The 22,798-nt window shown below is 42.8% G+C and carries 21 protein-coding genes; 9 read left to right on the plus strand and 12 right to left on the minus strand.

Going from position 1 to position 22,798, the window contains the following annotated elements; all coding sequences use genetic code 11:
- Window positions 1–20: 20 nt before the first annotated feature.
- The 3 genes from B9A32_RS10220 to B9A32_RS10230 form a co-directional block, all read right to left on the minus strand.
- Window positions 21–833: a fumarylacetoacetate hydrolase family protein gene (locus B9A32_RS10220; RefSeq protein WP_084069063.1), complete on the minus strand. Its 813-nt coding sequence runs from the start codon at window positions 831–833 to the stop codon at window positions 21–23.
- Window positions 834–1,063: 230 nt separating this feature from the next.
- On the minus strand, window positions 1,064–1,915 hold the full coding sequence (gene dapF / locus B9A32_RS10225; protein ID WP_084069066.1) for a diaminopimelate epimerase: 852 nt from the start codon (window positions 1,913–1,915) through the stop codon (window positions 1,064–1,066).
- Window positions 1,916–2,147: 232 nt separating this feature from the next.
- The gene (locus tag B9A32_RS10230; protein WP_084069068.1) at window positions 2,148–3,281 is read right to left on the minus strand and encodes a ribonuclease D; all 1,134 of its coding nucleotides are present in this window, start codon (window positions 3,279–3,281) and stop codon (window positions 2,148–2,150) included.
- Window positions 3,282–3,453: 172 nt separating this feature from the next.
- Between B9A32_RS10230 and thrS the strand changes: the two genes are divergently transcribed.
- Entirely contained in the window at window positions 3,454–5,367 is a 1,914-nt protein-coding gene (thrS, locus tag B9A32_RS10235; protein ID WP_084069070.1) for a threonine--tRNA ligase, read from the plus strand.
- Window positions 5,348–5,767: a VanZ family protein gene (locus tag B9A32_RS10240; protein ID WP_084069072.1), complete on the plus strand. Its 420-nt coding sequence runs from the start codon at window positions 5,348–5,350 to the stop codon at window positions 5,765–5,767. Before thrS ends, B9A32_RS10240 begins: the two co-directional genes overlap by 20 nt.
- A 204-nt stretch (window positions 5,768–5,971) precedes the next feature.
- On the opposite strand, the gene B9A32_RS10245 is transcribed toward B9A32_RS10240, so the two are convergent.
- Window positions 5,972–6,331, minus strand: coding sequence for a molybdenum cofactor biosynthesis protein MoaE (locus B9A32_RS10245; RefSeq protein WP_084069075.1), 360 nt, complete (start codon window positions 6,329–6,331; stop codon window positions 5,972–5,974).
- Window positions 6,332–6,564: 233 nt separating this feature from the next.
- On the opposite strand from B9A32_RS10245, the gene pyrR reads away from it, so the two are divergent.
- The 3 genes from pyrR (at window position 6,565) to B9A32_RS10260 (ending at window position 8,239) form a co-directional block, all read left to right on the plus strand.
- Window positions 6,565–7,104: a bifunctional pyr operon transcriptional regulator/uracil phosphoribosyltransferase PyrR gene (gene pyrR / locus B9A32_RS10250; RefSeq protein WP_084069078.1), complete on the plus strand. Its 540-nt coding sequence runs from the start codon at window positions 6,565–6,567 to the stop codon at window positions 7,102–7,104.
- A gap of 2 nt (window positions 7,105–7,106) precedes the next feature.
- The gene (locus tag B9A32_RS10255; protein ID WP_084069080.1) at window positions 7,107–7,616 is read left to right on the plus strand and encodes a MogA/MoaB family molybdenum cofactor biosynthesis protein; all 510 of its coding nucleotides are present in this window, start codon (window positions 7,107–7,109) and stop codon (window positions 7,614–7,616) included.
- Window positions 7,617–7,828: 212 nt separating this feature from the next.
- Window positions 7,829–8,239, plus strand: a complete 411-nt coding sequence (locus B9A32_RS10260) for a hypothetical protein (RefSeq protein WP_084069083.1) — start codon at window positions 7,829–7,831, stop codon at window positions 8,237–8,239.
- Between the two features lie 322 nt (window positions 8,240–8,561).
- Here B9A32_RS10260 and B9A32_RS10265 read toward each other — a convergent pair whose 3' ends face one another.
- The 3 genes from B9A32_RS10265 to B9A32_RS10275 all read right to left on the minus strand — a co-directional run bounded on the left by B9A32_RS10265 (window position 8,562) and on the right by B9A32_RS10275 (window position 11,651).
- Entirely contained in the window at window positions 8,562–9,632 is a 1,071-nt protein-coding gene (locus B9A32_RS10265) for a DUF933 domain-containing protein (RefSeq protein ID WP_084069085.1), read from the minus strand.
- Between the two features lie 652 nt (window positions 9,633–10,284).
- A complete protein-coding gene (locus B9A32_RS10270; protein WP_084069088.1) occupies window positions 10,285–10,593 on the minus strand; it encodes a hypothetical protein in 309 nt (102 codons plus the stop codon).
- Window positions 10,590–11,651, minus strand: coding sequence for a glycosyltransferase family 4 protein (locus B9A32_RS10275; protein WP_084069090.1), 1,062 nt, complete (start codon window positions 11,649–11,651; stop codon window positions 10,590–10,592). Before B9A32_RS10275 ends, B9A32_RS10270 begins: the two co-directional genes overlap by 4 nt.
- Before the next feature lie 250 nt (window positions 11,652–11,901).
- Between B9A32_RS10275 and B9A32_RS10280 the strand changes: the two genes are divergently transcribed.
- From B9A32_RS10280 to smpB, 4 genes are all read left to right on the plus strand, one after another.
- Window positions 11,902–13,473 carry a tetratricopeptide repeat protein gene (locus tag B9A32_RS10280; protein WP_084069091.1) on the plus strand — a complete coding sequence of 524 codons (1,572 nt, stop codon included), beginning with the start codon at window positions 11,902–11,904 and terminating at the stop codon, window positions 13,471–13,473.
- Between the two features lie 211 nt (window positions 13,474–13,684).
- A complete protein-coding gene (locus B9A32_RS10285) occupies window positions 13,685–13,975 on the plus strand; it encodes an HPr family phosphocarrier protein (protein WP_084069094.1) in 291 nt (96 codons plus the stop codon).
- Window positions 13,968–15,719 (plus strand): phosphoenolpyruvate--protein phosphotransferase, encoded by a 1,752-nt coding sequence (gene ptsP, locus B9A32_RS10290; RefSeq protein WP_084069097.1) that lies wholly within the window; start codon window positions 13,968–13,970, stop codon window positions 15,717–15,719. The genes B9A32_RS10285 and ptsP overlap by 8 nt, the downstream gene beginning before the upstream one ends.
- 177 nt (window positions 15,720–15,896) lie before the next feature.
- Window positions 15,897–16,355, plus strand: a complete 459-nt coding sequence (smpB, locus tag B9A32_RS10295) for an SsrA-binding protein SmpB (protein WP_084069099.1) — start codon at window positions 15,897–15,899, stop codon at window positions 16,353–16,355.
- A gap of 74 nt (window positions 16,356–16,429) precedes the next feature.
- On the opposite strand, the gene B9A32_RS10300 is transcribed toward smpB, so the two are convergent.
- From B9A32_RS10300 to B9A32_RS21685, 5 genes are read right to left on the minus strand one after another with little or no spacing between them, the layout of a single operon-like run.
- The gene (locus B9A32_RS10300; protein ID WP_084069102.1) at window positions 16,430–18,562 is read right to left on the minus strand and encodes a TonB-dependent receptor plug domain-containing protein; all 2,133 of its coding nucleotides are present in this window, start codon (window positions 18,560–18,562) and stop codon (window positions 16,430–16,432) included.
- Window positions 18,559–19,938, minus strand: a complete 1,380-nt coding sequence (locus tag B9A32_RS10305; RefSeq protein ID WP_084069105.1) for a sigma-54-dependent transcriptional regulator — start codon at window positions 19,936–19,938, stop codon at window positions 18,559–18,561. Before B9A32_RS10305 ends, B9A32_RS10300 begins: the two co-directional genes overlap by 4 nt.
- A 22-nt stretch (window positions 19,939–19,960) precedes the next feature.
- Window positions 19,961–21,361: a sensor histidine kinase gene (locus B9A32_RS10310; RefSeq protein ID WP_084069107.1), complete on the minus strand. Its 1,401-nt coding sequence runs from the start codon at window positions 21,359–21,361 to the stop codon at window positions 19,961–19,963.
- Window positions 21,362–21,366: 5 nt separating this feature from the next.
- Window positions 21,367–22,284, minus strand: a complete 918-nt coding sequence (locus B9A32_RS10315) for an ABC transporter substrate-binding protein (protein ID WP_084069109.1) — start codon at window positions 22,282–22,284, stop codon at window positions 21,367–21,369.
- A complete protein-coding gene (locus tag B9A32_RS21685; RefSeq protein WP_084069112.1) occupies window positions 22,281–22,598 on the minus strand; it encodes a hypothetical protein in 318 nt (105 codons plus the stop codon). Before B9A32_RS21685 ends, B9A32_RS10315 begins: the two co-directional genes overlap by 4 nt.
- Between the last annotated feature and the right edge of the window lie 200 nt (window positions 22,599–22,798).

Genomic DNA, 22,798 nt, shown 5'->3' on the forward strand with positions numbered 1-22,798 from the left:
CCCGCCCATGTATACTGTTGTTAGTCATCACTTTCTTCAACCACCTTGTTTTCCAGGTACCCCATACCGGTTATGGCTGTTTCCAGAACGTCACCGGGTCTGAGAAATACCTGGGGTTTTCTGGTGTAACCCACCCCGCTGGGGGTGCCCGTGAGAATAACAGTCCCCGGCAGCAATGTGGTACTTTCCGAAAGATAGGAAATAACCTCACCAATGGAAAAAATCATATCCGAGGTGGAACTTTCCTGCATTAGTTTTCCATTCAATCGACATTCAACGGTCAACGACTGGGGATTGGTTATTTCATCCGCCGTCACCAGAGCGGGCCCCATGGGACAAAATGTATCAAAGCTCTTTCCCCTGATCCATTGTCCCCCTCCGGCATGCTTTTGCCACCGACGTGCAGAAATATCATTGGCACAGGTATATCCAAATATATACCCCATGGCCTCATCTGGAGTAACATTTTTACAGGTTTTACCAATAATCACGGCAAGTTCTGCCTCATAATCCACCTGGGGGGGATCAATACACGATGTGGGGATGGTGATAATGTCCCGGGGACCGGTGACGGCCGCCGGGTTTTTCATGAACACCACAGGGTAATCAGGTATGGGCATGCCGGTCTCTTTGGCATGGAGCCTATAATTAAGTCCAATGCAGAAAATGGCAGTGGGTTGAACAGGGGCCAGGATTTTCTGGACAGCCACCTTTTTGTTGGTGGTATCAAAGTCACCGAAAATATTTCCTTTGATTATTCGGGCTGTGCTTCCATCAAAGGCAAACCCCATATGGAGTTCATCATCCATGTCCAAAAATCTGAGTACATACATTTTCTGTCTCCCCGACTGTTGTGTGTTAAGGCCTCAATGCCTGGTGGTGAAAATTTTTTGTCTATTTTTATACTATTGTTTAACAGATTTGTCATTTGAAATATTCAAATTCATGGGCAATGCTCATCAATTGACCTGGAGTACGGTGCTGATCATTCCGGGAATGACGGTATTGGGGCAGACCGGGGCAGAGTAAGATCCGCCCCGTGGCATTTATTTCAGCCCCATTCCTAAAGGCAAATTTTCCCGGAAAAAACAAAAGTGGCCGGCCCGGTCTTATAAATATGGTTTGTTTTTTTATCCCAATAAATACTAAGATCACCGCCTGCCAGGTGCACCAGAACCTCCGGCCCTGTTTTACCATTTAAGTGTGAAGCCACCACAGCGGCACAGGCCCCGGTACCACATGCCAGGGTTTCACCGGCCCCCCTTTCCCATACCCGCATGTTAATTTCATGCTCATTGACAATTTCAATGAATTCCACATTGGTTTTTTCTGGAAAACAGGGGTGATTCTCAATGGGGGTTCCTGTTTTTTCAACATCCATGGCGCGAATATCCGGTACAAAAACCACAGCATGCGGATTCCCCATGGAAACAGGGGTCAACAAGACCGTGTCATCTCCCACGGTGACAGGGCAACTCACAGCATCTGACAATAAGCCTGTAAAGGGAATTTTATCTGGGGTCAGGGCGGGCTCTCCCATGTCCACTCGAACGGATGAAACTCGATTCTCCTTATCAAAAAAGACTTTGGGCGTCACCCGGCCTGCAAGTGTTTCCACATGAAATTCAGGGCGGTCTATAATGCCGGTTTCAAAAAGCAGCTTTGCAAAACAGCGCATGCCATTGCCGCACATCTGGGCTTCGGAGCCATCGGCATTAAAGATGCGAAAACGAATATCTTCAGTGTGGGAATTAAGAATTAAAATAATGCCGTCAGCACCGATGCCAAAATGACGATGACAAAGCCTGCGGGCAATATCAGGGTAATTGAGGTGCGTTTTTATCGCACCGGTTCTGTCATCCATGAAGATAAAATCATTCCCCAGTCCCTCCATTTTGGAAAAATTTACGTCCATATTAATCATCCTTTTTGTTTTTTGTAGAAAACCGGCAAGCCCCCCCCCTGGGGCTTTCGCTCAGGGGATGTTGACGCTCCACATATCGGCATGTTTCATATCACTGCCACTGGCAGACCTATTTTGATCCCCCTGTGTCGTGTCTGGGAACCCTGCGGGGAAAATGTTCCAGTCAAACAATCTTTACCTGCACAATAATGTCAAAACAGGCAATCTTTTCACGTCCCCTGGATCAAGCGCATATGTTTAAAATGTTGATGATCTCCTGCCCAAGGATATCCATCTGCCACTTGCGGGCACCGTCTATCTCCAGCAACTCCTGCCGACTGCCGGGGGATGCCATGGCAATGGTGGTGATCATGGCATTGTTAATGAGAAAGCCCGGCTCCATGCCGGTTCTTTTACTCATATCTTCCCGCATCTCCTTGAGGGCACGAATTCTTCCGGGAATTTCAGGGGCCACATCCGGTGCTTTTTTCCGGGGATACACGGGCAGCTCTTCCGTGGGAACGGCAAGACCGTCCAGGATGGCTTTGAGGCATTTTTCGCCATACATTCCCATCTGTTTAGGGCTCAGGGCCTTTGATTTTTTGAGTTCAGCAAAAGTGACAGGACGGCGTGTGGCCATATGGGAGATGCTTTCCGCACCCATGATTTTAAATAAAGGAAGATTTTTTTGCCGGGCAATGTCCATGCGTACATGGAGCAGGTGTTCCAGAACCGCCAGACCCCGCCGTGACATTTTTCCGGCCCCTTTAAATTTCATAAAAAGGGGAGCTGAGGAATTGTTATCGTGCTTGACCAGGGTTTGAAGTTGAAATTCCTCCCGGGCCCAGGCAAGCCGACCGCAGTCTTCCAGCTTTTTCTTTAAAATCCGGGAAAGTTCAATGAGATTTAACACGTCGTTGAGACTGTATGCGATCATTTCATCTGACAGGGGCCTTTTGGACCAATCTGTTTTTTGAAATCGTTTGTCCAGGCAAAGATTAAAATGTTTTTTGAGCAACGCGGCAAGGCTGCGCCGTTGAATACCAAGAAAGCGACAGGCAATCTCTGTGTCAAAAAGATTGTGAATGCGAATATTACAATCCCTTTCCAGGGTTCTGATATCAAAATCTGCGCCATGGAATACCTTGGTGATGTCGGGGTTTTCACAAAACAGTTTTAAGGGAGAAAAATCAGTGATACTCAGGGGATCAATGAGAATATTTTGAGTGTCATCGGCAATTTGTATCAAACAAACCTTTTCTTTGAAATGATGCATGGAGTCTGCCTCAAGATCCATGGCGATCTGGTTTTTTGTCTTCAGTTTGTTACATATCTTTACTAACTCCTCATCTGAGCTGATCATAGTATAATCAATCATTTTTTTCTTGACCGTTTCAGGCAGTTGCCTTAATGTTTAAGTTTTCCACAAGTAATCGACATAAATATTTTCATACATCTATTATGCCGGATTAAAGTTCCTGTTTTTACAGTGGGTTTTGCAGGAATTTATAAATAATTTTAATTAAACTCTTTAATAATGGATTAAAATCATGATCAACATAACACTTCCTGATAATAGTATAAAGGCTTTTGAAGCCTTTCCCACTGGAATGGATGTGGCAAAAACCATCTCCGAAGGATTTGCCAGAAGCTGCGTGGCCATGGAGGTGGATGGTCAGCCCATGGATTTAAGCTGTGACATTACCTGTGACTGCGGATTGAAATTTATCACCACCCGGGATGATGCCGCCCTTGAAATTTTAAGGCACAGTGCGGCCCATGTCATGGCAGAAGCGGTTCAAAATCTTTATGAACGTGCTGCCCTTACCATTGGGCCGGTGGTGGAGGACGGTTTTTATTATGACATTGATATGGACCCCATATCAGAAGAAGACTTTCCTGCCATTGAAGCTGAGATGCAAAAAATAATTAAAGCCAAAAAAAATTTTGAGCGCACCGTTGTATCCAAGGACGAGGCCCTTGAGATGTTCAAGGACAACCCCTATAAAGTGGAACTCATCCAGGCCCTGGACGACCAGGAAATTTCCCTTTACCGTCAAGGTGGATTCACAGATCTTTGCCGGGGCCCCCATATTCCCCACACCGGCATGATCAAAGGGGTCAAGCTCATGAAAACCTCCGGGGCCTACTGGCGGGCTGACCAGACCCGGCAGCAGCTCCAGCGACTCTATGGCACCGCATTTTTTGATAAAAAAGCGTTAAAAAAACATCTTCATCTCATTGAAGAGGCCCAGAAACGGGACCATCGAAAAATCGGTACAAAGCTTGACCTGTTCAGCTTTCACCAGGAAGCCGCAGGCATGCCTTTTTTCCACGCCCGGGGCATGGATATGTGGAATGTGCTGCTGGATTACTGGCGGGAGGCCCACAGGGAAGCCGGATATGTTGAAACCAAAACCCCGGTGATGCTCAGCCGTCATTTATGGGAAAAGAGCGGTCATTGGGAAAACTACAGAGAAAACATGTACACCTCCGTGGTGGATGAAGAAGAATATGCCATCAAGCCCATGAACTGCCCCGGGGGCATGCTGCTGTACAAAACCGGCTCCCATTCGTACAGGGATTTACCCCTTCGAGCCGGGGAAATCGGTCTGGTGCATCGTCATGAACTTTCCGGTGCCTTGTCCGGCCTGTTCCGGGTCCGGGCCTTTCACCAGGACGATGCCCATATTTTCATGATGCCCGAACAGATTGAAGAAGAGATCCTCGGGGTACTTCAACTGGTGGAAAAGGTGTACAGTCAATTTGGTCTGGGGTTTCATCTGGAACTATCCACCCGTCCTGAAAAATCCATTGGGTCCGATGAAAAATGGGAGCAGGCCACCAATGGCCTTAGAAATGCCCTGGACAAATATGGCAAAGAGTATCTCATCAATGAAGGGGATGGGGCCTTTTATGGACCTAAAATTGACATCCACATCAAAGATGCACTGGGCAGAACCTGGCAATGCGGCACCATTCAGCTGGATATGGCCCTGCCGGAACGATTTGATCTGACCTATAAAGGCGCTGACAACGGAAAACATCGCCCAGTGATGATTCACCGGGTTATTTACGGCTCCATTGAGCGGTTTTTTGGTATTCTGGTGGAACATTTTGCCGGAAAATTTCCCCTGTGGCTGGCCCCGGTCCAGGCAATTTTACTTCCCATCAATGACGCACTGAATTCCCATGCAAAAAAACTTCAAAAACAGATGTCAGCCCTGGGAATTCGATGTGAAGTGGACAAAAGGACCGAAAGCCTGAAAAAGAAAATCCGGGAGGCCCAGGTAAACTATGTACCCCTGATCATCACCGTTGGTGAAAAAGAGAAAGAGTCAGGCACCCTGGCGGTGAGAACCCTGGATGGGAAGGTCCGCATGGGACTGACCATGGAGGAATTTTCCCAGGTGGTGCTGAAACATATCAAGGAAAGAACCCTGGATGCTCAACTGTTTCAGTAGACAGGCTTTGATATATCGATGGCCCCTGGTAATTTATCTCATTGCCATTTTTGTGCAATCGTGCTTTCCGTCCCCGGAGGTGCTGCAGGATGTTGATTTGTCTGACAAATTGCTCCACCTGGGGGGATATGCACTTCTGGGGGCTTTGACGGTGAGGATGTTGAAACGGGAATTAGCGGCCCGGCCTCCGTGGAAAATAATTGTGCTGGCCGCGGCGGCCGGCACAATTTATGGAATTTCCGATGAACTTCACCAAGCCCTGGTCCCGGGCAGATCTGCCGATGTTATGGACGTTGTGGCAGATTTTGCAGGCAGCACCCTGGGAGCCATTATTTTTTGGTGGGATTTGCCCATGATTGACACCCCCGCCGCAAACAATCCCCATAGCATTGATGTGTAAGCTTTGTTGTGTCCGGCAAAACATGTCCGTTTTATATGAAATACCCCCGCAAACCCGGGGAATATCTCTACCTTTGTTGTGGGCGGAACGAGGTCAGAATACGGTCCGCCCGTGGCGGTTATATGAAATACCCCGCAAATGAGGGACGTATTTCAAGCTTCGTTGTGGGCAGAGCAGGGTCAGTACAAGATCTGCCCGTGGCAGTTATTTAAAAAATTGGGTTTTAGAGGTCACTTCGGCTTTAACTTGATTCAGGGTTTCCGTGAGAACGGCAATGACATTTTCCCGGATATCCCCCCCCACCACAATGAACATGACATCATCCCCCACCTGGAGTTCTTTTTCTTCGGCAATCTCCACAATCACATCCACAATGCCCGGCTTATTTTTCTGGAAATCCACAATTTCCTTAAGTTTTTCATGATTCACCGTGACCTTGAGCCCTGTTACTTCCTGACCTTCTCTGGAGGTTGCACGAACCACACCATTGTGACATAGAATCATACCGGCTTTATGGTAATCTGGATGAGCTTTCAGTTGATTAATCATTTTTTGAACATTCATGTGCTGTTTCCCTTTTTAAATATGTTTGTAAAAATAAAATTCATAATTGACGGCAACGTATAGAATCAAACAAAAATAAACATAAGAACTTTTTCAAAGATAGCAAAGCCACTTTGAAAAGGATGCCATTTAAGGGCTTGCCCGGGTGATTAAAAAGTGATAATTGTTGGATTTATCGTCGGCAGAACAGGGTCGAAGGGCAATACATGAATCATGGAACAGGATGTTTTTATATGAAAAGAGAACGAACCATTTTCACCCAGGAAGATATTGAACGGGCCATCACCCGGATGTCCTATGAAATTATTGAAGCCCACAAGGGGGTACAAAATATCGCCCTGGCAGGAATTTTGACCCGGGGGGATTTCCTTGCAAAACGCATTCAGCATAAAATAGAAATGCTGGAAGGGGTGCAGATTCCCATGGGGGTCATGGATATCAATCTCTACCGGGATGACTGGACCCAAATCAGCCATCACCCCATTGTCAGGCCTTCAAAGATGCCTTTTTCCGTTGATGATAAACAAGTAATCCTTGTGGATGACGTGCTCTTCACCGGGCGCACCATCCGGGCTGCCATGGATGCACTCATGGATTTTGGCCGCCCCCCCCGCATTGAGCTTGCGGTGCTTGTGGATCGGGGCCACAGGGAACTGCCCCTCCAGGCCGATTATAAAGGCACCACCGTTGCCACCCTTCGCAACGACACCGTCAATGTGTTTCTACAGGAATATGACGGTGAAGACAGGGTGTTCATTAAAGAGGACAATTAATTATGAGCACATTGCTGCATAAAAAAGAAACCCCCCGAAATATCCGCCTGGCCATTGTTTCGGTATCCACCACCCGGGGAATCGCAGAGGATAAAAGCGGAATCTGGATGAAAAAACAGATTAAAAAAGAAGGCCATGAAACAGTGGTACATCATGTGGTCACCGATGAGATCAATGCCATACAGGAGATGGTGAAGCATGTGGTTAACGATGTGGAACCCCATGTGATTCTCATGTCCGGCGGTACAGGTTTAAGCCCCAGGGATGTCACTGTGGAAGCTGTTTCTCCGCTTTTCACAAAGGAACTCACCGCCTTTGGCCCTTTGTTTGCTCAGCTGAGCTTTGACCAGATTGATTCGGCAGCCATCATGTCCCGGGCTACGGCGGGAATTATTGGTAACACTATTGTGTTTAGCATGCCCGGAAGCCTCAATGCCTGCAAGCTGGCCTGTCAGAGTTTGATTTTTCCGGAACTTGGACATTTGGTGAAGCACCTGTCCGAGGCTCCTTGATTTATGATGCTATACCTGCCTCGGGCAGGCCTTATTCTGATTGGGTTCTGCCCACAACTAAGCTTGAAATACTCTCCTGATTTGCGGAGTATTTCATATAACTGCCATGGGCAGACCGCCTTCTGATCCGCTTCTGCCCACAACAAAGGTAGAAATGCCCCACAGATTTGCGGAGTATTTCATATAAAAAAACCTTAAAAAAGAGGTGACACATGGAAAAACTTGACGCATTACTGGATGAATGGGAAGACACAGAAACCCTTACCCGCAAGGCATTCATTGCCATTAAGGATCACATCATGGCCATGGAGGGCATCACCCTTGAATTTAATGCCCGTCCCGGGGTAAGTTATTCCCTCCGGCCCCGACACACCAACCAGTCCAAACGCAATCTGTTTGCCATGGCAGATGTCATTGATGATGATCCTAAGGAACGCTGGTTGTCTGTCTGTTTTTATGAAGACATGATCACAGATCCCGATGAGGAGGGCGATCTCATCCCCGAAGGGCTCATGGGAGATGACGGGTATTGTTTTGACCTTGATGAGTATGATGAAAGTGCTGTTGAGTACATCAAGACTCGATTAACAGAAGCATTTAAATCAGCCGTGGCAGAATCCTGAAAAATATTTTTTACGATTTCTGTATGGACTAACCCTGAAACCGGACCTGGATCTAAGTTTAAAACTGCAATACCGCCAAAGACATCGTTTCTTTGATTAGACCCAGGCCCAAAAAGCCTGTCCGACAACGGACATGTCAACGGAATATCATCATGGCACAACCCTGACCTTGTCCTTTTGAAAGTTGATCGTAAGCAGGAACACTATATATGAGATACAACCTCTATCAACCATAACGCTCTGTAATTAAATGCAAATTTTACAAATAAAATTTTATCACAAAATAGCCAACGTTATGAGTATGCCCTCTTTGGAGTTATCGTCATACCTTAAATCGAATATTTAAAATATCCCCATCTTCCACGGTATACTCTTTACCCTGGACATACATTTTTCCCATTTTTTTTAATTCAGCCTCAGAACCATATTCCATGAGCTCATCATATTTAATCACTTCGGCCCGGATAAATCCCCGTTGGAGATCCGAATGAATCACACCGGCTGCCATAGGTGCCAAAGAATTTTTTCTCACTAACCACTGCCGGACCTCATCCTGTCCTACAGTGAGAAAGGAGATAAGGCCCAAAGCCTTGAGGCACAGCCGGGTCAAGCTCCCCAGTGCAGTCTCTTTAATGCCAAGATCCTCCAGGAATTCTTTTTTTTCTTCCTCGTTATCCAGAAGGCCGATTTCAGCCTCCACCTTGGCAGACACCAGCATGGCTTCCATGGACTGAGCCTTGCATGGTGCCTTGAGCGCTTCAAGCAAGGCTGTGTCCCCCACATCATCTTCAGATACATTCACAGCCAAAATCATCTGTTTTCTGGTGATAAAAGGATAACTTCTGATCATGAGCTCTTCATCATCTGTGAGATCCAGGAGACGAAGGGGGGTTTCCTGCTCCAGGTGGGTCTGCATCTTTTTCATGAGTACCAGCTCTTTTTGCTGATCGTCCTCTTTTTTCTTTTTCAGGAGCTCTTCAATGCGTTCAATGCGTTTTTCCACAAATATTTGATCATGCATCAAGAGTTCTGCATTGACCATTTCCGTATCCCTCAATGGATCCACAGACCCTTCGGCGTGGTAGATGGCATCATTCTCAAAGGCCCGGACCACATGGCAGATGGCATCCATGTCTGCAATATCTCTGAATATATCCCCCCGGGCAATATTTTCCTGTTCCATTTTGGGTAACAGAACAAGGTCAATGCGGGCTCTCACTTCTTTTTTCGGGGCATACATTTCCACCATGTTATCAAAGCGAATATCAAGGATGTCAGCAGTGCCCGGTATGGGTTTTGGGGCCCCTGCCTGTTCTTTTAATTCGCTTTCTGTTAATATCTGAAACAAAGTTTTCTTTCCGGTCTGGGCCAGACCTATTATTCCGATTTTCATTTTTTGTCCTTAATTATTTGAATGGATGATGATAATGGGGGAGTAAATACAGATCAGTAAAACAGATATCTTGTTTTACCCAGATAATGCAGCATTAAAAAAAATAGGCTTGGTCATAACGTGGGCCATTTTGCCATAAAACCTTAGTGATAAAAATTAACTCAATTTTCGGGCTTCATTTCAAAGCCGGCATTTTTAAATGTACCGATGGGCTCAGTGGCCGACGGAGTCAGGCTTTTGTTATTGATGTTATCGACCAGGGCCTTTGCTAACCCAAAAAGCCTCGATAATGTCAATAACGAAAGCCTGACCCCACCACGAAATGCGAACACCGAAAGTTGAGAAATTAATATATCTAATTACAGTGTGTTGTAGTTGGTAAAATTTAATCTCACGTATCGTGACCCAGCTTATGATCAATCCCCAAAAAAATAAACACTGCGCTTCCAATATCATGCAGCAGGGCAAATAAAAACAGATACTCAATCATTTCATTGGTTAGATCATATGTTTCGTATTTTTCTGGATAATCCCCTGTTTTAGGATTATATAATGTATCGAAAATATCTATAGATGAATTTACAACACTATTTTAAAGGTTTGTGGGTAATTTTGACACTATAATTAAACGCATCATTGGTGTTTTCAATAACTAAAGCCGGTCTTGTATTACCTTATGGAGAATATCTTTCACAAAATCCTTCATGTTTTCTGTGGCATAATTGGTCAGGTAAAATTTTTTTTGTGCAGCAATGGCTTTATCTGTGAGAAGCTTGTCAATACCCTCTGAAAACACCTGGAACAGGTAGGCTTCATCTGTGATGTAAAGATCCAGCACAGCCAGGGTTTTTATTTTGAAATTTCCCAATATGGTGGGAGGTTTATGATAAAAAAAACCGGATTGTCGTGGACGGGGATAATCTTTAAGTCCAAAAATAATATTGGGTGATGACTGGCTCACAGCAACCCTCCTTTCCGCGCATGGTATATAATAACTATAGTGTAGATCATTTGAAAAATCAAATAAGGCAGAAAAACCATCAGCCGCATGGGTCCTGGAATGGTCACCATCCACAAAGCTCCCACCCCCTGTAAAACAGCAACCCCCCAATAAAAGACAGTGACTTTAAAATGGGTAAATCCCAGCCTGTTAAACAATTGATATAAGTGGGTTCTATGGGCCTGGAACACATTTTCACCCTTAAAAAGTCGCCGAATGAATGTAAAGCTGGTGTCATAGATAAAATGAAAAAGAAGCAGGGGTAACACCAAGAGCGAGGTGTGCGCATTGTCATATAAAGAGGCAATGATGGGCAGGACACCAAAGGTAAACCCAAGAAAGGTACTACCAATGTCTCCCATAAAGAGCTTGCCCCGGGGAAAGTTAAATATTAAAAATCCTGCCACACCTGCCACAAGGGTATATGATACAATGTAGGCAAAATCGCTGCCCTGGGTATAGGTGATAATACAAAAGAAACTTCCGGCAATAATGGCATTACCCCCGGCCATGCCGTTGAGGCCATCCATGAAATTATAGGCATTAATCATGCCCAATATCCACCAAAAGGTGACAAAATATCCAAAAGCTCCCAGGGAGCGATTGGTCAAAAACATTAAACCCGGGGGGAAATCCACCCGGTGGATAATGATGCCAAATCCCATTACCATCAGAACGGCAATGACGTGGGTGGCAAGGCGGATGTAAAAAGGTTTTTTCTTGAGATCATCATACAGGGACATGCCAGCAATAAGTAAAGCAGAAAAAGTAAATCCCAGAAAAAAACGTTCTGAAATCATTGTTTTCCCCGCAAACAAATAGAGCATGATCATGCTTAGAAAGAAAGTAAACACAATGGCAACACCTCCGATGGTGGGGGTGGGTTTTTTATGGGAGGAGCGCCCGTTGGGGATATCCAGAACCTGGGTACGTTTGATTAAAAACAGGCTGATGGCGGCAGATACCAGCAAAAGTACCAAAGCAAACAAAAAATGACCTGCCAATGAAAAAATTAACATGATTTTTTTTATCTTGAATTGTGACCTGGGTCAAGGTAAAAGTATGGCCTTGTTTGTTGATAAATTACTTTTGTGTTGATACATTTTTTATTATGGCGTCAAATATATCACAGGGGTGGATTACCTTGAGGTGGGCACCTGTAAAAAACGTGTCAAGCAAACGTTCTCTTTTGTCTAAATTCTTTTTCACGCTTGGAATTAAAACAAACGCTTAATCAATGCGTCCCACACCTGGAGCAATGGGGAACCCATGAAAAGACAAAAAAATACCTTAGTTATAATTCTGTCCATTTATGCTATTCTAATGCTATGGTTAACGCTGTTGCTTCTTTCCAGATACCAGTATCAGGGAGGAATTCGAGCCTATGAAATGAAAGAATATGATCAGGCGACATCGCACCTTTTTGCAGCAAAAAAAATATTACCCCAAAAAATTGCCGATATTCTGGGCAAAAGAGATCTGTTTCGCATCCACACAGCCCTTGGAAAAACGTTATACCAGCAGGCTCTGATTCTAATCAAACAGACTGCGGTGGGAACAACCAGGCGTGAGAACCTCAAGTCAGCCTACGCCCTTTTTAAACAGGGGCATGAATTTCTTAAAACAGCTGTAGCACACGATCCCCTGAGTTATCGCACCATGTTCTGGTACGCCAAGATAACGGCTAAGGTGGCGGCACTCCAGCCCTATTTTGATTCTCATCTCCCCCCAAACACCTATGACCCCCTGCCTGTTTTTCAGAAAGCTGCGGCCCTGAGGCCCGCCGGTATCACCGTTCGATATGAAATGGCCCATTATTACCATGGTAAACAAATGACCGAAAAATTGAAAGAAATGGTGGAAGAAATTGCCACCATTTACCCCATGTCCCATGGATACCTGAAAACACAATCCTGGTTTGATGCTGATGTGAAAATTTACTTTCGTAAAGGGTGTCTGAAAGCGCTGGCCGCAGGAACCACCCCCCGGGAGACCCTTTCAATTCTCTCATCCATCTCACTGGGAGATGGCCAGGTGGATGCAGCCATTAATTATTATCAGCGCAGCATGGGGTATAAGCCCCATCTCAATTCAGCTGTCACCCATCGGTATTTGGCAGGCCTGTACTTTAAAAAAGGGGATATGGATCAAAGTTTTGCACTGTTTTTAAAGGCACTGGACAGATCAAAAGACCTTAAAGGGGAATTAAATTCCATTTACAGACGCTTTCGGTCGGAAAAAAAATTTGATGAATTTCTCCAATTTATCCGATACGTGGAAGCGCATCGACCCCACTCTTCAGTGGAGAAAATGATTCTGGTGAGATGTTTCATGGACATGGGGCAACTGGAAATGGCCAAGGCAAGACTTGAACGAATGAATGCACAACAACCCACAGCCCATGCTTGGTACCTCCTGGCCAACATTGCCGAGAAACAGAAAGACTGGGATGCCATGGAACTGGCAAGCCAGCGGGCCACGGTACTGGAGAACAGCAACAGCCAATACCACTATTATTTTTGCCGGGCACTGCAAAGGAAAAAAAAACATGAGCGGGCGGAAATTGCTGTCACCCGTGCCCTTGAAACGGCAAAAAAGAAAACAGCCGGTCTTTATAATCACCGGGCATGGATTCGATGGACCCTGAAAAATTACCCAGGTGCCATTGAAGACTGGCGGCAATGCCTTGAACTTCATCCAGACAACAGCATCTATTATTTCAACATTGCCAGGTCCTTTCATCAGCAGTCAATGGATATAAAGGCCATGAACTATGCCCGGCGGGCCCATGAGCTTGCTCCGGACAACAAAAAATATCAAGACTGGATACTGCAACTCTAACGCCTTCCCATTGCCCGTACCCGGGCTTCTTTATTGACTTTTTACCCGGATACATATATTGATGGGGATAGAATTGAAAGCTGAAAAGAGTAAAAAACAGTGTACGTTAACCATGGAGTTCATACTGGAGGGTTATGAGAATCGCCGGAGTTCAAACCATATAAGGTTCTGAAATTCCGATGGGTCATATCCCCTTGGTCAGCAGAAAAAATTGATAGATTATAAAGTATTATCACGAAAAGTAACACTGGTGAACCCGCTGGGGCTCCATGCCAGGCCAGCGGCCATGATTGCAAAAATTGCCAGAAATGCAGAAAAAAACATCTGGCTTGGAGATGAAAATTACAAGGCGGATGCCGCCAGTGTCATTGATATCCTCTCCATCAGCGGAACAAAGGGAAAAATCTTTGTTCTGGAGGCTGAATCAAAAAAAGACCTCCCCTTGCTGGATGCCATCGTGGCCGCCTTTGAAAATGGGTTTGGAGAAATGACAAATGGATAAGACTGAATCAAAAGAAGTGGTGCTCAGGGGGATCGGCGGTGCCCCGGGGATCTGCATTGGTAAGGCATATCTGGTGGATCGGGAAGGTGTAGATCTCATCAAGCGCTACGCCATTGTGGATCGAGACATTCCCGCCGAGGTCAACCGGTTTAAAAATGCCGTTAAAAAAGCCAAGGATGAGCTCAAAGCGGTGGTGGAATCCTTGGGAGAAGATTTTTCCAGCCAGGTGGATATACTGGAAACCCACCTGGTATTGTTCAAAGACAAGCTTCTTTACGGTAAAACCATTGACTCCATTACCCAGGATAAAATCAATGCCGAATGGGCCTTGAAAAAAGTGACCCGTCAGGTAAAGACCATGTTCCAGCGCATGGAAGATGATTATCTCAAATCCCGGGTGGCGGATATTTCCCAGGTGTCAGAACAGATCATGCGTCAGCTCATGGGGGCCCAGGATATAAAAATATCTGACATCCGCATGCGGGTGATTCTGGTGGCCCACGATCTCTCCCCGGCTGATACCAGTCAAATTCAACTGGAGCACATCAAAGGGTTTGTCACCGATCGGGGGGGAAGAGATTCCCACACCAGTATCATTGCAAAATCCCTTAACATCCCTGCTGTCACCGGCCTTGGTACTGCCACTGTTAATGTTCAAAATGATGATATCCTCATTGTGGACGGCTCCACAGGTCAGCTTATCATTAATCCCGAAGAAGACACCCTGTTCCGATACGAGGAACGCCGGGCCCAGTACGAGCAATACCGGGCACTCATAACCCGGGAGAGCCATCTGCCATCGGTGACACTGGATGGACATGCCATGAAACTCATGGCAAATATTGAGCTGGTGGAAGAGGTGGTATCTGTACGGGATAATGTGGCCCATGGCGTGGGCTTGTTCCGCACAGAATTCATCTACATTGACCAGAAACGATTCCCCACGGAAGATGAGCTCTTTGACCGTTATAAAGAAGCTGTGGAGCTGATAACCCCCCAGCCGGTGACCATCCGGACCTTGGACATTAACGGCGACAAGGTCTTGCCTTATTTTAAAAATATTGGTGAAGAAAACCCGGCATTGGGACTTCGGGCCGTTCGTTTCTCCCTTCAGCGGCCGGAAATATTTCTCACCCAGATCCGGGCCATCCTCAGAGCTGCCGCTTTTGGCAATATCCGATTGCTTATCCCAATGATTACCTGTGTGGAAGAAATTATTGAAGTCAAAGAGCTGCTGAATCGGGCCATCATGGATCTTACCCGGGAAGAAATGGTTTTTAATAAGGATATCCCCCTGGGTATTATGATTGAGGTCCCGTCGGCGGCCATCATGGCAGATGAATTGGCCAAATATGTGGATTTTTTCAGTATCGGCACCAATGATCTCATTCAATACTCCTTGGCCATTGATCGTAACAACCGCCAGGTGGCCCACCTCTATCGCCCTTTAAATCCAGCGGTACTCCGGCTTATCAAAATGGTGGTGGATGCGGCCCACAGACAAAACATCATTGTTACCATTTGTGGAGAGATGGCCGGAGACCCCTTGAATGTGCCAGTGCTCATGGGATTGGGTTTTACCGAGCTTTCCATGAATCCCGGCTCCATCCCGGTGATTAAACAGGTCATCCGAAAACTCAATTACCAGGATGTCTGTAAAACTGCAAAAAAAGTTCTGGGTATGGATAATACTGAAGAAATTTATCAATTTGTACACTCGACATACACCGAGACCCTTCAATGATTTCCATTCCATGGTGGAATATTTTTTAAATTTACTTCCAGATCCAGGAGGTTCCAAATAACCAATATTAAAATTGATGGTTATGGGTATAAGAAAGTAAATTTTGAAAAAATACAAAATGTATTACAACGTTGAATCCAAAATACACTAAAATATTTAGGCGGATCATTATAGCAAATGGAATCTGATCATATAAAAATTATTGCAAGCAATAGAAAAGCAAGGCATGAGTACCATATATCCGATGAGGTGGAGGCCGGTATAGTCTTGGTGGGTACCGAGGTGAAATCCATCCGGGAAGGAGGTGTAAATCTCAAAGATTCCTATGCTGATATTAAAAATGGCGAAGTTTTTTTGAGACAGCTTCACATTTCCCCTTATAAATATGCGTATTATAATAATCACGATGCCCTGCGCACACGAAAATTATTACTCCACCGTCGGGAGATTAATAAGCTTACCGTTAAAATCAATGAGCGGGGATTTACCATTGTTCCTTTGAAAATTTATTTCAAAAATGGAAAAATAAAAGTGCAACTGGGTCTTGCTAAAGGTAAGAAACTTTATGATAAGAGAAATACAATCAAAGATCGGGACATTAAAAGAGACATGGATCGGGAAAAGAAAAATTATTAAATTGCTAATAATATTGGGTTATTCAATAAAGGCGGGTAATGTGTTTTTGTCTTGTCCGGGTAGGCAATTTTTTATTACCAGTTCATTTCTATGAGCATACCTGCATTGAAAGATTTTCCTGAATTTGTAGTGTATAAGCCAGGAGTCTCATAGGTTTTATCCCAAATGTTTTCGACGAAAAAATTAATGCCAAATGGAAAAATATCAGTTATTTTAAGATGAATGTCCATCAGCCATACATCTGGATAGGTAACTTTTATGAACGTTGTGGTAGCTCTAGGATCGGTGGGGTCAGCTTCGTATAAATAATAAAGCTGTGTTTCAGCAATATAGCGTAATTCTGGAATAAAAAGAATGTTTTCTGTCATGTTCCATTGAAGAGAAACGTTGGCCATTGTCTCTGCTCCGGTATCATAATCATATTTTAAAATTTTCAACTCCTCTTGCCCATTTTCCAGATCATACCTCATGTATTCAGAGGTCTCTTGGGGACCATTGTTGTTTAAAGTGGTGACATTGCCTGAAATTAAAAAATTTTTCGATAATTGTAGTTTCCACTCCAGCTCTGCTCCCCAAATAGTTTGACTGTTTGGTGTGGAAAGATTTACCCCTGCATCCCGATTTTCAAAAATTTGATTTTTGATTTTATTTCTAAAAAGAGTGAATGATATTTCTTTTTCTTTTCCAGACTTCCAGGCAAATTGAATATTGGTGCTGTTTATTCGTTCAAGATGGCTAATTCTTCCTTCTGCCACCTGTTTTGCAAAAGGAGTTCTATAGGCCGTTCCATAAATGCTTTTTAAAATAAAATTGGGTGTAAAGTCCCATGCTACTCCAGTGCTGTAACTGATTCTGTTTTCAAATTCATCATGATTATCATTTCTTACCCCTGCCCATATTTCAAAATTTGTAAACCTTTGTCGGTATTGACCAAATACTGATATGAGTCTATTTTCATAATCTTCAGTCTGATAGGGTGGGAGTAAATTTATATTTTCCTTGTTCAGATAATTAGGCATGAAGCCTTGCCATATAAGGATATCTTTAAAAGATGTCTTTCTCCAAGATGCACCAGCTGTCAGTAATCCATTTTCTTTATACATGGAATGGTCGTAGATTAACTCTCCATAAAATGATTGTTCAGATTGATCAAAATCTTTGTCAATGATGTTAAGGTTGGTATCTTTGTTTGTATAGTAGCCAGTAAAACGGATACCTGAATCAATGCCGGTGGACTTAGATGCTTCTATTTTTAATGTTTGAGTAGGTTTGGATTGTTCTTCCTTCCATGCGTATTCTCCAGACCAGTCATATACTGAATACGCATTATTGTTGTTTGTTATTCTTGCTGAAAAGTTCAACCAGTTATCAAATGACAGGTTTGAGTAAATTTCGTAATATTCTGAATTTCCAGGTGTGGCCTCTCCAAATCGTTCATTGGGTGCTGTGGCTGTTTTTCCATCATTCCAGAATTTAATTACATTAAAGGTCTTGTCGTCCTCTTGGACTGTTTTTGCCGAAATAGAAAGAAATGAATCCCATTGTCCCTTGTCAGCACCAAAATTGAGGAATGTAGAGCAAGCGTCATCCATGGATGACGCGCTGATTCCGGTTTTAACTCCTTGAAAATCCTTTCCTGTGAATGGAACGACATTGATCACACCTGCAAATGCATCTGGACCCCATAAAACAGATCCTGCGCCTCGAATAATTTCGATTCGTTTGATAGCAGCCAGAGAAGTTTCGTTGTCAATATTCTGGCCGGATTTGCTTGCGGATGATCCCATGGGAACCGTGTCGTATAGAAAAAGTGTGGAATCTGGAATCCCTCGAAGAAAGGGAATATTACCTCCTTCAATTTCGTTGATATAAAAACCCGTAGATTTCGCAAGAAGATTAGCAATGGTAATGTTACTTGTATTTTGGATCCTTTCATTTGTTACAACATCTGCAATGGCGGGCGCCTTCCAAGCCGCTTCCTCTCGCCTTGATGCCAGAGAAATAACTTCAAGGTCTTCTCCAACAAATAATAGCATGGTGTCAGCGGCCATAAGGGTGGGGAGTGGAAATATGATTTCAAACATAATAAAAAGATGGAGTAGGCAGAAAACCATAAAGCAGCTTTTAGGAAATGTTGTGGAGCTGTTATCTTGTTTCCATTTTTTATGGTTTGAAATTGTTTTTGCTTTGGTGATACTTTTTCTCACGGGCTGCAACCTTCTTTTTCGAGTTTATCATCATCTTCGATATTTTTTAACAATACCCTAAATTTTGCTCGACTGAGCCCCAGGAGTTTTGCGGCTGAGGTTTGGTTATTTCCGGCAGCAGTGAGTGCCTGCTTAACAAGACTGAGCTGCACTGTTTGCAGTTGAATTCCATTGGGGGGAAGTTTTATGATGGTATCATTTAAACCTTCTGGGTGGTGAATTTTCAGAAAAGAAAGCGTTTCAGATGTTATTTTTCCGGTATTTTTTGTTAGAATTATGGCCCGCTCCATGGCATTTCCAAGTTCTCGAACATTGCCTGGCCATGGGTACTCCAAAAGTTTTTGGAAGGCACCTTTGGTTAATTCATATTTACCCTTTAATTTAAAAAAATTTAGAAAATGGTTTGCAAGTGGAAGAATATCGTCTTTTCTATTACGCAATGGAAGGATTTCAATGGGAAAGACGTTGATTCTAAACAAGAGATCTTGTCGAAATTTGTTTCTATTTACCATTTGTTGAAGTTTTTTGTTTGTTGCGCAGATTATCCTGACATTTACAGGTATTTCTTCGTTACCCCCCACTCTTTGGAATTTCTTCTCCTGAAGTGCTCTTAACATTTTTGCTTGTGATTCCAATGGTAAATCGCCTATTTCATCTAAAAAGAGAGTTCCTTGATCGGCATATTCAAATTTACCAATTTGGGTTTTTCCAGCTCCGGTGAATGCACCTTTTTCATAGCCAAATAGTTCTGATTCCACAAGATTAGGGGAAATGGCCGCACAATTAACAGGGACAAATTTACGTGTTTTCCTTTTGCTTTTTGTGTGAATATATCGAGCAATAAGTTCTTTTCCAGTTCCAGATTCACCAGTGATCAACACAGCAGTATCTGAATCTGCAACATTTGCAGCAAGAGAGACGATTTCTCTCATTTGTTGTGATTTAAAAACAAGGGTATGTTTTCCATCTGCTCGTTGAAGTTGCTGCCTCATCGCTTGATTTTCTGCAATAAGGGAAGAAAGTTTTAGGGTTCGTTCCACAGTAATAAAAATTTTCTCTTCGTCAAACGGTTTGGTAATATAGTCAGCAGCGCCTTGGCGCATCATTTCAACGGCGGAATCAACGGTTGCAAAAGCCGTAATAAAAACTACCGGCGTATATATCTTGGCATTATTCATCATTAAAATAAGCGCTTTGCCGTCCACTTCGGGCATACGGATATCTGAAAAAATCATATCAAATTTGTTTGATTTTAGTTTTTCAAAGGCGTTTTGACCATTTGCAGCCATTTCTGTTGTGTGCCCTCTTCTTTCAAGCATCATTGAGAGAAGGTGTCTTATCTTGTCTTCATCGTCAACTATTAAAATATGTGCCATCAGTACTTTTATCCTTGTTTTTTTATTCCAGGGATTCCAAGGGAATCTTTATGCAAAAGACAGCTCCTGATATTTTATGGTTTTCTGCTGTAATAACACCCCCATGGGCTTTTAAAACCTGGTCGGCAAAAGCAAGCCCCAGTCCTGTACCCGTTGTTTTTGTCGTGTAAAAAGGTTCAAATAACTTTTCCACATCTTTTTGTTCAATACCTTTACCATAATCACGAATAGAGACTGTCCAGAAATTTGCTAATCTTTTTACCGTAATATTAATTTTACCCTTGTTATTACTGGCATCACAGGCATTTCTTATTATATTGCTGAGTGCCCGTGATAAAAGGTCCGCATCTGCAAGAGTAATACATTTTTCATCAGGAATCGAGCTGTTAATTTTAAAAAATTTTGAATCATATTGAAGCTCGAACCCCAAAACAACCTGCTCAACCACTTGATTAATGTCTGTGGAAATAAGGTTAGGCTTTGTTGGTCTGGAAAACATTAAAAAACTCTCAATCAGTGTGTTTAGCCTTGTTAACTCTTCTTCAGTGTAATTTAAAAGCAAATTGTCTTCTGGAATTTTAAGGTCTTTTTTCAACATACTAAGAGATGATTTTATGATGGCCAGAGGATTTTTTACCTCATGGGCGATCATCATGGAAAATTTTCCAACCTCTGCCAGGGCCTCTTGTCGGCTGAGACGTGCCTGGGCACCGATTAAAGCTTTTCTGTTTCGCTCTATTGAGTCGAGCATGTCATTAAATGCAAATGCAAGGCGTCTTGTTTCGGGGATTGTTCCGGGTAATGCTCGAATAGAATTATCTCCTTTCGAAACTAAGTTCGCTACATTTGCCAGAGAAATGACAGGACGGACCAGAGAGTGAGATATTAAAAAAAAGATAATACAGGAACTAAGCGCAAGCCCCAAGGACAGTAAAACAAAACGTTGTGCCATAGCTTTGTAAAGTTCTTGGATACCTTGCATTGTGTACTTTATTCTTACAAATCCGATATGCCTTTTGTCTGTACTACCTGCGATGATTTCCAAATCAAATCCGTCTGTATCTGTCTGGCTTAAGATCACTTTTTTTTCTTTGATTAAAAAAGGACCATTATAAAATCTGGATTGCTTCGCAATGAGCCTGCCTTTGTTGTCTGTTATTTCTACACCAACCACATCCTTTTCATTAAGTACACTTTTTGCCAATCCTTCCAGAAGAGAACTTTCTTCAATTAATATACCAAGTTCAGCATTGACTGCCAATTGTTCTGTCATGTAATCAATTTGTTGGTTGAACCGTTCTGAGACGAGACGTTTAACCATGCTCAATCCAGAATATCCCAATGTAATAGTTGACGACGTGATTACCAAAATTGCTGTGACAAGAAGTCTTGTATGAATGCCTGTATTTCTGGGGAAAAGCATTTTTGTTATTTTTTCCTATATAATTTTATTCCAAGAGTCTGGGCTATTTTAAAATTTATTTTTTTCTCAAAATTTGGGGGAGTTATATCGCATTGCTCCTGGATGAAATAGTTGTTTATTTTTTCTGCAGTTTGAATACCTATTTGTAAATAATCGAAAATAAAAGCAAAAACAGCTCCAGATCGCATAAAAAAAGAGTTAAAACCAATAACTCCTTTCTTTTGATAGAGGGCTTGCTTGATTACATATTGGACAATTCTTTCTGAAATCACTGTCTGGTCTGGGATCATCCATATACAATCAACTTTACTTAAATTTTCTTTCAAAATATGTGGGATTTCTTTTTTTGAACCTACTGAAAAAGGGATTAAATTTAAATTTTTTTCCTTTCCGGAAATAATTGCTTTTTTAAAAAAAGGTGTATTGTGTTTTTTATCAAAAAGGAGCCCAATCTTTTTTGTGTTTGGCAGGGCAGTATTTATTTCTTCTAATTGAGTGCTGACGGGTATTTGAAGGGAGATTCCGCAGTCAGGTATATTTCGGGCGAGAATTTTATGTGAATCAAGAACGGCCGAAAACATTTTAACCTTATTGTTCAAAGGCTTCATGGACCATATTAGAGCAGTGGCTTCTGGACCGATAGTTAAGAATAGGTCATAGGGTTTTGCCAATAATTTTTGTTTGATTTTTTTTTGTTTTTCTGAATTTTGAGAGAGAAAATATATTTCGATTGTGTGGGAGGTTCTTTGTTTTACACCTTTAAGAACCTGCATATAAGGTTTGATTTTTTTGGAGACAAGGACCGCTATGGATTTTTCTTCACAGTAGGCAACCCCGTTGGGAAAAAGAAAAAATAAAACCAGTAAAAAAAGAGCAAATTTTTTGATATTTATATTTGATGGCTCTTTTGTTTGTAAAGTCAAAACATATGTCCATGATTTAAATTAATCTTGTACTTAAATATATTGTATGGAGGGAATATTAATGATTGTGCTGAAATACAACCAATATTATTCATTTTATAAAGGGTTGTTGCTTGTCTGTCAAGTGCACCTATGTGCTTCTGTCCTTCAATTAGTAAAGCTATTCTTTTGATATTCAAATTGAATTGTTTTTTTGTTTTTGGATAGATATCTATAATATTGCAATGACAGTAAATCAAAGATTTTGTCTTCACCGAGAGTTGGATTGTTATTGGTTCTATAAGCCCCATTAAATCTAAATTTTTTACGATCATGTGGATTTCTGGTATAAAAAAACAACATTAGTTGACTTAGGCTGAGGTGTAGTATTTTAAGGTGAGATCAATAGTTGTAGATATTTGCGTTTTGAAAATTTTTAGATTCTTATCTCTTATTTTCGTGTTGTTTTGGCAAAAGAATTATGTAGACTACTCATAACTATTTGCCAATTCAGGGATTATCACCATTGATTTTA

Origin of the sequence: Desulfocicer vacuolatum DSM 3385, from assembly GCF_900176365.1 — a bacterium.
GTDB lineage: Bacteria > Desulfobacterota > Desulfobacteria > Desulfobacterales > Desulfobacteraceae > Desulfocicer > Desulfocicer vacuolatum.

Bases quoted from the DNA above. Each gene is read 5' to 3' on its own strand.
- thrS (WP_084069070.1), top strand. From the start codon at position 3,454: ATGATCAACATAACACTTCCTGATAATAGTATAAAGGCTTTTGAAGCC.
- B9A32_RS10260 (WP_084069083.1), top strand. From the start codon at position 7,829: ATGGAAAAACTTGACGCATTACTGGATGAATGGGAAGACACAGAAACC.
- B9A32_RS21685 (WP_084069112.1), bottom strand. From the start codon at position 22,598: ATGATCGTAAAAAATTTAGATTTAATGGGGCTTATAGAACCAATAACA.
- smpB (WP_084069099.1), top strand. From the start codon at position 15,897: ATGGAATCTGATCATATAAAAATTATTGCAAGCAATAGAAAAGCAAGG.
- pyrR (WP_084069078.1), top strand. From the start codon at position 6,565: ATGAAAAGAGAACGAACCATTTTCACCCAGGAAGATATTGAACGGGCC.
- B9A32_RS10265 (WP_084069085.1), bottom strand. From the start codon at position 9,632: ATGAAAATCGGAATAATAGGTCTGGCCCAGACCGGAAAGAAAACTTTG.
- B9A32_RS10230 (WP_084069068.1), bottom strand. From the start codon at position 3,281: ATGATTGATTATACTATGATCAGCTCAGATGAGGAGTTAGTAAAGATA.
- B9A32_RS10310 (WP_084069107.1), bottom strand. From the start codon at position 21,361: ATGCTTTTCCCCAGAAATACAGGCATTCATACAAGACTTCTTGTCACA.
- B9A32_RS10240 (WP_084069072.1), top strand. From the start codon at position 5,348: ATGCTCAACTGTTTCAGTAGACAGGCTTTGATATATCGATGGCCCCTG.
- B9A32_RS10280 (WP_084069091.1), top strand. From the start codon at position 11,902: ATGAAAAGACAAAAAAATACCTTAGTTATAATTCTGTCCATTTATGCT.
- ptsP (WP_084069097.1), top strand. From the start codon at position 13,968: ATGGATAAGACTGAATCAAAAGAAGTGGTGCTCAGGGGGATCGGCGGT.
- B9A32_RS10255 (WP_084069080.1), top strand. From the start codon at position 7,107: ATGAGCACATTGCTGCATAAAAAAGAAACCCCCCGAAATATCCGCCTG.
- B9A32_RS10245 (WP_084069075.1), bottom strand. From the start codon at position 6,331: ATGAATGTTCAAAAAATGATTAATCAACTGAAAGCTCATCCAGATTAC.
- B9A32_RS10220 (WP_084069063.1), bottom strand. From the start codon at position 833: ATGTATGTACTCAGATTTTTGGACATGGATGATGAACTCCATATGGGG.
- dapF (WP_084069066.1), bottom strand. From the start codon at position 1,915: ATGGACGTAAATTTTTCCAAAATGGAGGGACTGGGGAATGATTTTATC.
- B9A32_RS10305 (WP_084069105.1), bottom strand. From the start codon at position 19,938: ATGGCACATATTTTAATAGTTGACGATGAAGACAAGATAAGACACCTT.
- B9A32_RS10275 (WP_084069090.1), bottom strand. From the start codon at position 11,651: ATGTTAATTTTTTCATTGGCAGGTCATTTTTTGTTTGCTTTGGTACTT.